The organism is Streptomyces cinerochromogenes, assembly GCF_014648635.1.
Lineage (GTDB): Bacteria > Actinomycetota > Actinomycetes > Streptomycetales > Streptomycetaceae > Streptomyces > Streptomyces cinerochromogenes.
The window spans coordinates 118,930-131,809 of sequence record NZ_BMRM01000017.1 but is presented as its reverse complement, the minus strand read 5'-3'; the positions used below and the strand labels follow the sequence as shown (position 1 = coordinate 131,809).

The 12,880-nt window shown below is 72.1% G+C and carries 13 protein-coding genes; 10 read left to right on the top strand and 3 right to left on the bottom strand.

Annotated elements, in window-relative coordinates:
- Positions 1–166: 166 nt before the first annotated feature.
- From frr to IEZ20_RS29305, 10 genes are all read left to right on the top strand, one after another.
- Positions 167–724, top strand: a complete 558-nt coding sequence (gene frr, locus IEZ20_RS29350) for a ribosome recycling factor (RefSeq protein ID WP_014675285.1) — start codon at positions 167–169, stop codon at positions 722–724.
- Positions 724–1,866, top strand: a complete 1,143-nt coding sequence (locus tag IEZ20_RS29345; RefSeq protein ID WP_189304233.1) for a phosphatidate cytidylyltransferase — start codon at positions 724–726, stop codon at positions 1,864–1,866. The genes frr and IEZ20_RS29345 overlap by 1 nt, the downstream gene beginning before the upstream one ends.
- A 216-nt stretch (positions 1,867–2,082) precedes the next feature.
- Positions 2,083–3,372, top strand: a complete 1,290-nt coding sequence (locus IEZ20_RS29340) for a cytochrome P450 (RefSeq protein WP_189304231.1) — start codon at positions 2,083–2,085, stop codon at positions 3,370–3,372.
- A 41-nt stretch (positions 3,373–3,413) separates the two neighbouring features.
- The gene (locus tag IEZ20_RS29335) at positions 3,414–3,611 is read left to right on the top strand and encodes a hypothetical protein (protein ID WP_189304229.1); all 198 of its coding nucleotides are present in this window, start codon (positions 3,414–3,416) and stop codon (positions 3,609–3,611) included.
- Positions 3,612–3,884: 273 nt separating this feature from the next.
- Entirely contained in the window at positions 3,885–4,319 is a 435-nt protein-coding gene (locus IEZ20_RS29330; protein WP_189304227.1) for a hypothetical protein, read from the top strand.
- 143 nt (positions 4,320–4,462) lie between these two features.
- On the top strand, positions 4,463–5,569 hold the full coding sequence (rlmN, locus tag IEZ20_RS29325; RefSeq protein ID WP_189304225.1) for a dual-specificity RNA methyltransferase RlmN: 1,107 nt from the start codon (positions 4,463–4,465) through the stop codon (positions 5,567–5,569).
- Positions 5,570–5,769: 200 nt separating this feature from the next.
- Positions 5,770–6,843: a thiamine ABC transporter substrate-binding protein gene (locus tag IEZ20_RS29320; protein ID WP_189304223.1), complete on the top strand. Its 1,074-nt coding sequence runs from the start codon at positions 5,770–5,772 to the stop codon at positions 6,841–6,843.
- A gap of 53 nt (positions 6,844–6,896) precedes the next feature.
- Entirely contained in the window at positions 6,897–8,498 is a 1,602-nt protein-coding gene (locus IEZ20_RS29315; RefSeq protein WP_189304371.1) for an ABC transporter permease, read from the top strand.
- Positions 8,499–9,518 carry an ABC transporter ATP-binding protein gene (locus IEZ20_RS29310; protein WP_189304221.1) on the top strand — a complete coding sequence of 340 codons (1,020 nt, stop codon included), beginning with the start codon at positions 8,499–8,501 and terminating at the stop codon, positions 9,516–9,518. It abuts the gene before it with no gap.
- 24 nt (positions 9,519–9,542) lie between these two features.
- A complete protein-coding gene (locus IEZ20_RS29305) occupies positions 9,543–10,337 on the top strand; it encodes a maleylpyruvate isomerase family mycothiol-dependent enzyme (protein ID WP_189304220.1) in 795 nt (264 codons plus the stop codon).
- Positions 10,338–10,430: 93 nt separating this feature from the next.
- On the opposite strand, the gene IEZ20_RS29300 is transcribed toward IEZ20_RS29305, so the two are convergent.
- The 3 genes from IEZ20_RS29300 to IEZ20_RS29290 all read right to left on the bottom strand — a co-directional run bounded on the left by IEZ20_RS29300 (position 10,431) and on the right by IEZ20_RS29290 (position 12,861).
- Positions 10,431–11,129 carry an LAETG motif-containing sortase-dependent surface protein gene (locus tag IEZ20_RS29300; protein WP_189304218.1) on the bottom strand — a complete coding sequence of 233 codons (699 nt, stop codon included), beginning with the start codon at positions 11,127–11,129 and terminating at the stop codon, positions 10,431–10,433.
- A 163-nt stretch (positions 11,130–11,292) separates the two neighbouring features.
- The gene (locus IEZ20_RS29295; protein WP_189304216.1) at positions 11,293–12,417 is read right to left on the bottom strand and encodes an LOG family protein; all 1,125 of its coding nucleotides are present in this window, start codon (positions 12,415–12,417) and stop codon (positions 11,293–11,295) included.
- Between the two features lie 36 nt (positions 12,418–12,453).
- Positions 12,454–12,861, bottom strand: coding sequence for a VOC family protein (locus IEZ20_RS29290; RefSeq protein ID WP_189304214.1), 408 nt, complete (start codon positions 12,859–12,861; stop codon positions 12,454–12,456).
- Positions 12,862–12,880: the final 19 nt, after the last annotated feature.

Genomic DNA, 12,880 nt, shown 5'->3' with positions numbered 1-12,880 from the left:
CGGGGAAAGCCACCTGTCCGAGGGACGGACGGGACGCGCCCTGGCCGGGGGATGGACAATGTCCTGCCGGTCGGGAACCGTGCAGGAAGAAGACGCGACGCAGCCGGCCGCCGACCGACTTCAGGAACCGCAGCCGGGCCTTACTCAAGACACGCAGGAGCAAGTGGTGATCGAAGAGACCCTCCTCGAAGCCGAGGAGAAGATGGAGAAGGCCGTCGTGGTCGCCAAGGAGGACTTCGCCGCGATCCGCACCGGGCGTGCGCACCCGGCGATGTTCAACAAGATCGTGGCCGACTACTACGGTGCCCCGACGCCGATCAACCAGCTGGCCTCGTTCTCCGTGCCGGAGCCGCGCATGGCGGTCGTGACCCCGTTCGACAAGAGCGCGCTGCGCAACATCGAGCAGGCGATCCGCGACTCCGACCTGGGCGTCAACCCCAGCAACGACGGCAACATCATCCGGGTGGTGTTCCCCGAGCTGACCGAGGAGCGCCGCCGCGAGTACATCAAGGTCGCCAAGGGCAAGGGCGAGGACGCCAAGGTGTCCATCCGCTCCGTGCGCCGCAAGGCCAAGGACGCCATCGACAAGCTGATCAAGGACGGCGAGGTCGGCGAGGACGAGGGCCGTCGTGCGGAGAAGGAGCTGGACGACACCACGGCGAAGTACGTCGCCCAGGTGGACGAGCTCCTCAAGCACAAGGAAGCGGAGCTGCTCGAAGTCTGATGAGCGACTCTTCCTGGGGGGCGCCGCCGGCGGCGGGCCAGGCCGGGTACTGGGGGTCCGCCGTGGGCGGGCCCGCCCAGCCCGTCCCGGGCGCCGTCCCGGCGGGTCCCGCGTACGATGCGCCTGAGGCGCAGCAGACTCGCCCCATGCCCATCGTGCCCGACGGACCCGCGTTCGTCGGAGACCAGGACGACGACCGGGGGGCCGCGCGGCTGAGCGGCCCGCTGTTCCGAGACGCGACGTTCCAGACCGGGGAACTCCCGGCCGAGACCCAGAACCCGGAGCCCATGCCCGACGCCCCGCAGCCGGCGCCAGCGCCGCAGAAGAAGAGCGCGGGCCGTGACCTGAGCGCGGCCATAGGCGTCGGTGTCGGGCTCGGTGTGGTCATCGTCGCGTCCCTGTTCGTCGAGAAGGCCGTCTTCGTCGGGGTGATCGCGGTCGCCGTCGTCGTCGGCCTGTGGGAGCTGACCAGCAGGCTCCAGGAGCGCAAGGGCATCAAGGCGCCGCTGGTGCCGCTCGCGCTCGGCGGTGCGGCGATGGTCGTCGCCGGCTATGTGCGCGGAGCCGAGGGCGCGTGGGTCGCCATGGCGCTGACGGCCCTGGCCACGCTGGTCTGGCGGATGACGGAGCCACCGGAGGGCTACCTCAAGGACGTCACGGCCGGTGTCTTCGCCGCGTTCTACGTGCCCTTCCTGGCCACGTTCGTCGCGATGATGCTCACCGCCGACGACGGCCCCTGGCGGGTTCTCACCTTCCTGCTCCTGACGGTCGTCAGCGACACCGGCGCGTACGCGGTCGGCTGGCGCTTCGGCAAGCACAAGCTCGCCCCGCGCATCAGCCCCGGCAAGACCCGCGAGGGCCTGCTGGGCGCGGTGCTGTTCGCGATGGCCGCGGGCGCGCTGTGCATGCAGTTCCTGATCGACGACGGCACCTGGTGGCAGGGGCTGCTGCTGGGCTGCGCGGTCGCGGCCAGCGCCACGCTGGGCGACCTCGGCGAGTCCATGATCAAGCGGGATCTGGGCATCAAGGACATGGGCACCTTGCTCCCCGGCCACGGCGGCATCATGGACCGACTCGACTCGCTGCTGCCCACCGCGCCGGTGGTGTGGCTGCTGATGGTGATCTTCGTCGGCTCGGCCTGAGCGGCAACGCCCGCGGTACCACGGTCCCCGTCCTGGGCACAGGGCGGGGACCGTCGTCGTGTCCCGGGGTCGTGTCCCGCGTCGCCCCGGATGCCGCAGCAGAAGTCGGCGGCCGGGACGCGGGCGCGGCAGACTCCCTGACAGGGCGGCGGTTCCGCCGCCGCCCGGTGACGCAGCAGGCCGCCGCCCGGTGACGCAGCAGGGAGTGAGCCCCCGATGCCCCTCGATCCGGCCCCCACCACGCCCAGCGCAAGCACCACCCCCAGCTCAGCCGCCGCCCCCGCCCCGCCGTCCCCGGCGTCCGCCCCCGCCCCGCCGGTGAGGTTCTGGCCCGTGGAGGACCTGCCCGCGCTCGACCCCGACCCCCTCCTGGACGAGTTGCTGCGCGAGGAGCCGGTCGCCCGGATCAGGCTGCCGTACGGCTCGGGGCACGCCTGGCTCGTCACCCGGTACGAGGACGTCCGCTTCGTCACCTCCGACCCGCGCTTCTCCCGGGAACAGGTGGTCGGCCGCGATGTCACCGCCATGCGCCCGGTGCCGGTGGCCTCCCGGACGGCAGGACTGCAGTACATCGACCCGCCCCGGCACACCCGGCTGCGCCGGGTCGTCGCCCGCGCGTTCACCGGCCGGAGCATGCGCCGGCTGCGCCCGATCGCCGAGCGCAGGGCCGCCGAGCTGCTCGACGGGATGGAACGCGCGGGCGCGCCCGCCGACCTCATGGAGCACCTGCACGGCCCGTTCCCGATCGCCCTGATCCGGGACCTCCTCGGCGTGGACGAGAAGGACTGGCACCGCTGGGCCGAGACGGGCGAGGCCCTGCTGTCCGCGGGCGCCGACTCCGAGGAGCGCGCCCGGGAGGCCGCCCGGACCACCCGGGCCCGGATCACCGAACTGCTCCGGCAGCGCCGTACGGGACCCCGCGACGACCTCGCCGGAGTGCTGGCGCAGGCCGCCGCCGCGGGCGAGACCACCGACGACGAGGCGGTCTCCCTCGCCATCGCCGTGCAGGTCAGCGGCGGTCACGCGGTCCGCAACAACAGCGGTTCGATGATGTACGCGCTGCTCACCCACCCCGCGCAGCTGGACCGGCTGCGCCGCGAACCGGAACTGCTGCCCCAGGCCGTGGAGGAGCTGTTCCGCTACGTCCCGCACCGCAACGGCGTCGGCATCCCCCGGATCGCCACCGAGGACGTGGAGGTGGGCGGCCGGCTGATCCGCGCCGGTGACGTGGTCTACAACGCCTATCTCGCCGCCAACCGCGACCCCGAGGTCTTTCCCGATCCGGACGCCCTGGACTTCGACCGCCAGGGCGCTGCCCACGTGGCCTTCGGTCACGGCCCGCACCACTGCCTGGCCGCCGTCATGGCCCGGATGGAGGCCGAGGTCGTGATCGGTTCGGTCCTCGCCCGCTTCCCCGGCATCCGCCTGGCCGTGCCGCCCGAGCGCGTCGAGTTCCAGCGGCAGGGCCTGATCCGGGGACCGAGGACGCTGCCCGTGACGTGGTGAGCCGGGTCTGTGCGACAGTACGCATGACCACAGGGGGGAACATGATCTTTCTACTGCTCGGTGTCCTGGCGCTCGTCATCGGCGGATGCGTCTGCGTGGTGTGGGCGGAGCGCGGCGGGCCCCGCTGGGTCCGGGTCGTCGCGGTCCTCACCCGCGGGGCGGGCGAACTGGTGAGCAGCGCCCGGAAGAGCGGCCGCAAGAGCGGCTGGGGCAGCCGCGGCGACGACGGCGACGACTAGACCCGGACGGCGACGACTGGACCCGGACGGCGACGACTGGACCCGGACGGCGACGACTGGACCCGGACGGGGCCGCGGAGAACCGGACCGCCACCCGGAGAACCGAACCGGAACGCGGCCCCTCGGTTTCACCGGGGTCACGCACACCCCTTGATCGCGACGATTTCCGTGTGAGAGCGTACGCGGAATACCACGCGCTGCGTAAATACGCCGGTTGAGAAGTAAAAAAACGCAGCCGTTCCTCCATTTCCTCCAGATCGGACTTCAAGCGAAATGAAGGCAATATCCCGGGGTCGCCTCTCGGTGGTCGCCGCTGCGGCCGCCTGCCTGGTCATCGGCGCCGCGACCACCGCCAGCGCCGGCACGAACTCACCCGTCTCGGACGCGAGCAACGGTGACGGCTACGCGTACTTCGTGGCCGACGGCGACAATTTCCTCATCCACGACAACCTGTGCGACGGCGACACCGTCTGGGCCCAGCTGACGTGGTACAAGTCCGGAGACGGCTGGAATTACCGGACGGTCCGCAACACGTCCGGATGCAACACCACGGACACCAGACACCCCTGGAACATCCCCGAGGGCGCGGACGTGTGGGTGAGAGCCTGCGGCAGCGTGGAGCCCAACTACTCCAACAGCGGCGCCGGCTACCTCAGCGCCGGCCACGACTGCGACTTCACCCAGGGCGGCCAGCACGGCATCGCCTGAACCACCGGCAGGCCCGGCCGGCGTCCTGGCCCACGGGCCCTGGGGCGCCGGCCGGGAACGACGAGGGCCCGGCAGCCGGAGAGCGGCCGTCCCGCAGCCACGGCCGCAGGTCACCCAAGTGGATCTGCGACACTGGTATCGCCATGCCTAAGCCCGGAGAACTCACATTCGTCGCGCCGCGCGGAGCCAAGAAGCCGCCGCGGCATCTCGCCGACCTCACGCCCGCCGAGCGCAAGGACGCGGTGGCCGAGATCGGTGAGAAGCCGTTCCGTGCCAAGCAGCTCTCGCAGCACTACTTCGCGCGGTACGCGCACGACCCGGAGCAGTGGACCGACATCCCCGCCGGTTCGCGCGCCAAGCTCCAGGAAGCTCTGTTCCCGGAGCTGATGACCGTCGTCCGGCACCTGTCCACCGACGAGGGGACCACGCGCAAGACGCTGTGGCGGCTGTTCGACGGCACCCTGGTCGAGTCCGTGCTGATGCGGTACCCGGACCGGGTCACCATGTGCATCAGCTCGCAGGCCGGATGCGGCATGAACTGCCCGTTCTGCGCGACCGGGCAGGCGGGCCTGGACCGGAACCTGTCCACCGCCGAGATCGTCCACCAGATCGTGGACGGGATGCGGGCGCTCCGGGACGGGGAGGTGCCGGGCGGACCCGCGCGGCTGTCCAACATCGTCTTCATGGGCATGGGCGAGCCGCTCGCCAACTACAAGCGCGTCGTGGGCGCCATCCGCGCGCTGACCGACCCGGCCCCGGACGGGCTCGGGCTGTCGCAGCGCGGGATCACCGTCTCCACCGTCGGCCTGGTGCCGGCCATCCACCGGTTCGCCGACGAGGGCTTCAAGTGCCGGCTGGCGATCTCCCTGCACGCCCCCGACGACGAGCTGCGCGACACCCTCGTCCCCGTGAACACGCGGTGGAAGGTGCGCGAGGTCCTCGACGCCGGGTTCGAGTACGTCGAGAAGAGCGGCCGCCGGCTGTCCATCGAGTACGCGCTGATCCGGGACATCAACGACCAGGCCTGGCGGGGGGACCGGCTCGGCCGGCTGCTCAGGGGCAAGCCCGTGCACGTCAACCTCATCCCGCTGAACCCGACGCCGGGTTCGAAGTGGACCGCGTCGCGGCCGGAGGACGAGAAGGCGTTCGTGGAGGCCATCGCGGCCCACGGGGTGCCCGTGACCATCCGGGACACCCGTGGTCAGGAGATCGACGGGGCCTGCGGTCAGCTCGCGGCCACCGAGCGGTAATCTGACCCCGTCCACATATCTTCATATTCCGACAGGGGAGCGCCACAGCGCTGAGAGTGCGGCAACCAGGCCGCAGACCCTCTGAACCTCGCCCAGGTCATTCTGGGTAGGAAGTTCGGTCACCACCTCAAGCTGTCGTGCCCTGCCCGGGTTCCCGGGCGGGGCCGCGTTCTTCCTGGCCCACCCCAGGAGGACATCCAGTGCACCACAAGACCTTCGTGGCCGCGGCGGTCGGCCTCGGCCTCGTCACGCTCTCCGCGTGCGGGTCCACCGACACCGGGGGCGCCACGGACTCCAGGACCGTGACCCTGGTCAGCCACGACTCGTGGGCCGTCTCCAAGGACGTGCTCAAGGCCTTCGAGAAGCAGTCCGGATACAAGGTCAGGGTCCTCAAGGACGGCGACGCCGGGCAGGCCGTCAACAAGGCGATCCTGACCAAGGACAACCCGCAGGGCGACGTCTTCTTCGGCGTCGACAACACCCTGCTGTCCCGGGCCCTCGACAACGGCCTCTTCCAGCCGTACGAGGCGAAGGGGCTGGGCACGGTCGGCGCCGAGTACCAGCTCGACCGGGACGAGCACCGGGTCACGCCCGTCGACCACGGCGACATCTGCGTCAACTACGACAAGGCCTGGTTCAGCGAGCACAGGCTGACCCCGCCGAAGTCCTTCGCCGACCTCGCCAAGCCCGCGTACAAGAACCTCCTCGTCACCGAGAACGCGGCCACCTCCTCCCCGGGCCTCGGCTTCCTGCTGGGCAGCGCCGCGCGGTTCGGCGACGAGGGCTGGCAGGGCTACTGGAAGAAGCTGAAGGCCAACGGCGTCAAGGTCGTCGACGGCTGGGAGCAGGCGTACTACCAGGAGTTCTCCGGCTCGTCCGAGGGCAGGAAAGCCGGCGGCGACCGGCCGCTCGTCGTGTCGTACGCCTCCTCCCCGCCGGCCGAGGTGATCTACGCCAAGAAGCGGCCCGGCACCGCCCCGACCGGGGTGTCGTACGGCACCTGCTTCCGGCAGATCGAGTTCGCCGGGCTGCTGAGCAACGCGAAGAACACCAAGGGCGGCAAGGCGTTCATCGACTTCCTGGTCTCCAAGCGGTTCCAGGAGGACATGCCGCTGAACATGTTCGTCTACCCGGTCGCGAAGGGGGCCGCCGTCCCCGCCGACTTCACGAAGTACGGGCCGGCCGCCAAGGACCCCGAGACGATGGCCCCCGGCAGGATCGCCGCCAACCGTGACCAGTGGGTCAGGTCGTGGACCTCGCTCGTACTGAAGTAGCCGACGTGGCCCCGCGCAAGAACCGCGCGGGGAACGCGGCGCGGCTCGGGCTGATGGCCCTGCCCGTCGCGTTCTTCGCGCTGTTCTTCGCCTGGCCCGTGGCCGCGATCGTCACGCGCGGGCTGAGGACGGACGGCACCTGGCACTTCGGGCGGATCGCGGACGTCGTCACCCAGCCGGACCTCCGGCACGTGCTGTGGTTCACCACCTGGCAGGCGCTCGCGTCCACCGGGCTCACCCTGCTGCTCGCCCTGCCCGCCGCCTATGCCGTCGCCCGCCTCGACTTCCCGGGCCGGCAGCTGCTGCGGGCCGTCGTCACCGTGCCGTTCGTGCTGCCGACCGTCGTCGCCGGCAGCGCCTTCCTGGCCCTGGTCGGCCACCACGGGCTGCTCGACCAGCTGTGGGGGGTACGGCTGGACACCACGGTGTGGGCGATCCTGCTGGCCCACGTCTTCTTCAACTACGCGGTCGTCGTGCGCACGGTCGGCGGGCTGTGGGCCCAGCTCGACCCCCGGCAGGAGGAGGCCGCGCGGATGCTGGGCGCCTCCCCGCTCACGGCCTGGCGGAAGGTCACCCTGCCCGCGCTCGCGCCCGCCGTGGCCGCCGCCGCCCTGATGGTCTTCCTGTTCACCTTCACCTCCTTCGGCGTCGTACAGATCCTCGGCGGACCCACCTTCTCCACCCTCGAAGTGGAGATCTACCGGCAGACCTCCGAGGTCTTCGACCTGTCCACGGCCGCCGTGCTCACCCTCGTCCAGTTCGCGGCCGTCGGCGCGATCCTCGCCGTGCACGCCTGGACGGTACGGCGCAGGGAGACCGCCCTGCGGCTCGTGGACCCGGGGACCACCGCCCGGCGCCCGCGCGGCGCCGGCCAGTGGGCGCTGCTCGCCGGCGTCCTCGTCACCGTCGCCCTGCTGCTGGTCCTGCCGCTCGCCGTGCTCGTCCGCCGCTCCCTCGACGCGCCGGGCCTCGGCTACTACCGGGCGCTGGCCGACACGGACGGCGGTACGTTCCTGGTGGCGCCCGTGCACGCGGTGTGGACCTCGCTGGAGTACGCCGTCGCCGCCACCGCCATCGCCGTCGTGGTCGGAGGTCTCGCCGCCGCCGCGCTGGCCCGCCGGGACGCGGGACGGCTGGTACGGGGCTTCGACGCGCTGCTGATGCTGCCGCTCGGCGTCTCCGCCGTGACCGTCGGCTTCGGCTTCCTGATCGCGCTCGACAAGCCGCCGCTGGACCTGCGCCAGTCCTGGATCCTGGTGCCGCTCGCCCAGGCGCTGGTGGGCGCCCCCTTCGTCGTACGGACCATGCTGCCCGTGCTGCGCGCGGTCGACGTCCGGCTCAGGGAGGCGGCGGCCGTGCTCGGCGCCTCGCCCTGGCGGGTGTGGCGGGAGGTGGACCTGCCGCTGGTGCGGCGGGCGCTGCTGGTCGCGGCCGGGTTCGCGTTCGCCGTGTCGCTCGGCGAGTTCGGGGCGACCGTGTTCATCGCCCGGCCCGACAACCCCACGCTGCCGGTCGCCGTGGCCCGGCTGCTGAGCCGGCCCGGTGACCTCAACTACGGCCAGGCGATGGCCCTTTCGACGATTCTGATGGTGGTGTGCGCCGTCGCGCTGCTCGTGCTGGAGCGGCTGCGCACCGACCGGACCGGGGAGTTCTAGATGCTGCTCAGCCTGGACGCCGCGACCGTGCGCTTCGGCGGGCGGGCCGTGCTCGACGCCGTCGGCCTGGACGTCGCCGAGCACGAGGTGGTGTGCGTCCTGGGGCCCAGCGGCAGCGGCAAGTCGACCCTGCTGCGGGCCGTGGCCGGACTCCAGCCCCTCGCGGGCGGGCGGGTGCTGCTCGACGGCCGCGACCAGGCGGGCGTACCCGCGCACCGGCGGGGCGTCGGGCTGATGTTCCAGGACCACCAGCTGTTCCCGCAGCGGGACGTCGGCGCGAACGTCGCCTTCGGGCTGCGCATGCACGGCGTCGCCAAGGGCGAACGGGACGCCGAGGTCGGCCGGTTGCTGGAGCTGGTCGGGCTGCCGGGGGCCGCACGGCGGGCCGTGGCCTCGCTGTCCGGCGGCGAGCAGCAGCGCGTGGCCCTCGCCCGGGCGCTCGCCCCCCGGCCCCGGCTGCTCATGCTGGACGAGCCGCTCGGCCAGCTCGACCGTTCGCTCAGGGAGCGGCTGGTGGTCGAGCTGCGGGAGCTGTTCGGCCGGCTGGGGACGACGGTGCTCGCCGTCACCCACGACCAGGGCGAGGCGTTCGCGCTGGCCGACCGGGTGGTGGTGATGCGGGACGGGCGCATCGCGCAGTCCGGGACACCGCTCGACGTGTGGCAGCGGCCCGCCGACGCGTTCGTGGCCCGCTTCCTCGGCTTCGAGAACCTGGTCCCGGCGACCGTCGCCGGGACGGCGGCCGACAGCCCGTGGGGCAAGCTGCCGGTGCCGGACGGCTCCGCGCAGGGCGAGCGCACGGTCCTCGTCCGCCCGGCCGGCGTCCGGCTGGTCCCGGCCGACCAGGGACTGCCCTGCACGGTGACCGCCCGCACCTTCAAGGGCACCCATGTGGCCCTCCGCCTCCAGCCGGCGGACGGCCCGCGCCTGGAGGCGGCCTGTGCGCTGCGGGACGCACCGGACCCCGGCACCCCGGTCGGCGTGGCGTTCGACGTGACCGAAACCCTCGTGCTGGACTGATCATCCCGCCCGTAGGGTGACGTCATGCCTTTGCTCACACATGACCGTTACTGCGACGAAATCGCCCACCAGGTCGAGCAGTTGAGAGCCGTGGTGACCTCCGGCGCCGACCTGTCCGCGACCGTGCCGACCTGCCCCGACTGGTCGCTGGAAGACCTCGTGCGCCACATGGGCGGCGCCCTGCGCTGGGTGGACGCCCTGGTGCGCACCCGGGCCAAGGAGAACATCCCGCCGGAGCAGGTGCCGCTGGGCGCCGGCCCGCAGGAGCGCGGGGACGCGGCGGCCCTGGACAAGTGGCTCGCCGACACCGGCGAACTGGTCGTCGGCGCGCTGCGCGAGGCCGGCCCGGACACCGAGGTGTGGGCGTGGACCGGGATGCTGCACACCGGTTTCTGGGCCCGCCGCATGGCCTGCGAGATCACCGTGCACCGGGCCGACGCCGCGCTCGCCGCCGGGCTGCCCTACGAGGTGGCGCCGGACATCGCGGCGGACGCGCTGGACGAGTGGCTGCAGCTCGTGGAGTGGGCGCAGCGCAACCTGCCCGACAAGGCGAGGGATCTGCGCGGCCCGCAGCGCTCGATCCACCTGCACGCCACCGACACCGACCCCGGCCTGAACGCCGAGTGGATCGTCGAGCTGGGCGAGGAGGGCGTCGGCTGGCGGCGCGGGCACGAGAAGGCCACGGTCGCCCTGCGCGGCCCGCTCACCCCGCTGCTGCTCGCCTTCTACCGCCGGCTGCCGCTGGACGCGCCCGGCCTCGAGGTGCTCGGCGAGCGGGAGGTGCTGGAGTTCTGGCTGGAGCGGACCTCGTTCGGCTGACGCACACCGGCCCGCCCCCCGGTGGCGGGAGGCGGGCCGGGGCACGCCACGACGGACGGTGCGGGTTCGGCCGTGACGGCACGCCCCGGCGGCTCAGCCGTTGCGGCTCGCCCCCCGGCGGCGCATGCCGAACCAGACCGCGCCGCCGCCGACGACGACCAGGAGTGCCGCGACCCCGGCGATCAGGCCGGTGTTGGAGCTCGCACCGGTCTCCGCGAGGTTGGAGTCGCCGACCGCCGGGGACGGCGCGTTCTCGGAGGTGCCCGCCGGGGCGGTGCTCGACTGCGAGGCCGACGGGACCGGGCTGGCCGGCTCGGCCGGGGCGGAGCTGGACGTGGACGGGGACGGGGACGGCGACGGGGTGGTGCTGGCCGAGGGCGTCGGGGTCCGGCTCTCGGTCGTGCAGGCGGTGGCCGGGGTCACGAGGTCCGGCTGGATGTCCTCGTCGACGGCCTGGTCGGCCTTGACGTGGATCCGGTAGGTGGCGCTGGGCTTCCAGTCCTCCGCGAAGGTGATCCGGGCGCCCTCCTTCGACCCCTTGACCGGCTGCTCGCCGATCCTGGTCTCGACGCCGCCGGCGCCCTTGAGGAAGACGGTGACGGTGGCGTCCTTGGCGGAGGCGTCCGTGTCGGTGACGACGATGACGCCCTTGTCGCCGTCGCACTTGGCTTCGGCGGAGAAGTCCTTGATGTTGCACGCGAGAGCGGAGCCGGCCAGGCCCAGTACCAGGGCCGCCGATCCGGAGGCGACACCCAGCACGCGCACGGAACGGCGTACGCTACGGCGAGTCATGGACAACGTTTGTCCTTTACAGAGAGCAATTGCGGGGGGTGGGAGGGGAGTTGGGGCGACGGATGAGGTGAGGCCCCTGTGTCCCCGGAGGCTCAGGTTTATAAGCGCTCCGTAAGTAGTGTCAACGCGTCGGCCGTCAACGGCCGTTGACTTTGCCCTCTTATTAACCACCCAGGCGTTTGATCGCCTCCGGAGCCTGCTCGATCCGGTCGACAAGGGCGATACGGGACTCCATCGCCCTGTCCCGGGCCAGCGATCGCAGCAGCGGCCAGGCGGGCAGCTCCCGCGTCCAGTGCCCGCTGTCCACCAGCACCATCGGGGTCGGCTCACCGCGCGACTCGTAGTAGTTGGGCGTCGCGTTGTCGAAGATCTCCTGGACGGTCCCGGCGGCACCCGGCAGGAACACCACCCCGGCGGTGGAGCGGGCCAGCAGGCCGTCCTCGCGGGTGGCGTTGGCGAAGTACTTGGCGATGTGCGCGGCGAAGGCGTTCGGTGGCTCGTGGCCGTAGAACCAGGTGGGGATGCCCACCGAGGCCCCGCCGTCCGGCCAGCGTTCGCGCACCTCGAACGCGGTGCGCGCCCAGTCGGTGACCGACGGCCGGAACGAGGGCGCCTTGGCGAGCAGCCGGAGCGCGTCGTCCAGCATGCCGTCGGCGAACGGGGCGGCGTACGCGCCGAGGTTGGCCGCCTCCATCGCGCCCGGTCCGCCGCCGGTGGCGACCGTGAACCCGGCGCGGGTCAGCGCGCGGCCGAGCCGGGCGGCACCGGCGTACGCGTCGGTCCCGCGCGCCATCGCGTGGCCGCCCATGACGCCCACCACCCGGGTCCCGACGAGGAGTTCGTCGAGGGCGTCGGAGACGGCGTCGTCGTGGACCGCGCGGAGCATCGAGGCGAAGACGTCACCGTCGGCCCTCGTCCGCTGGAACCAGGCGTAGGCCCGCGCGTCCGGCGTCGCCTCGTACCCCGCTTCCAGCGACTCGAACAACTCGTCGGGCGTGTAGGCGAAGGCGCGGTACGGGTCGAACGGGAGCCCCGGTATGGGCGGGAACACCAGGGCCCCGGCGGCCCCGACCCGGGTGGCGGCCTCGGGGGTCATCGAGCAGCCGAGGAAGACGGCGCCCGTGGTGTCGAGGCGGAGCAGGACATCGGTACGGTCCGTCAGATCGACGGCCTGTACACGGAACCGGGCGAGCGAGCCGTGCTCGGCGACCACCTCGTCGAACTCGGCGAGGGACTCGATCTCGCGGTCGTGGGCGGCACGGGGCGGCTGGGCGGGTGTCGGTTGCACCCGCCCATGCTGGCACGGACGTTCGGGTCGCGGGGGTCAGCCCTGGACGGCGGCCGGGTCCATCCACACGACCTCCCAGGTGTGGCCGTCGAGGTCGTCGAAGGCGCGGCCGTACATGAAGCCGTGGTCCTGGGTCTCGCCGCTCGCCGTGCCGCCCGCCGCGACGGCCTTGTCGACCAGCTCGTCCACCTTCTCGCGGCTCTCGGCGCTCAGACAGATCAGCACCTCGCTGGTCGTCGTCGCGTCGGCGATCTCCTTCTTGGTGAAGGTCGCGTAGAACGGCTTGGTCAGCAGCATCGCGACGATGGTGTCGCTGATCACCACGGAGGCCGCCTTCTCGTCGCTGAACTGCGGGTTGATCGTGTAGCCGAGTTCGGTGAAGAACTTCTTCGAGGCGTCCAGGTCGTTCACGGGCAGGTTCACGAAGATCATCTGCTGGTACATGCGGGCCTCTCCCGTCGGG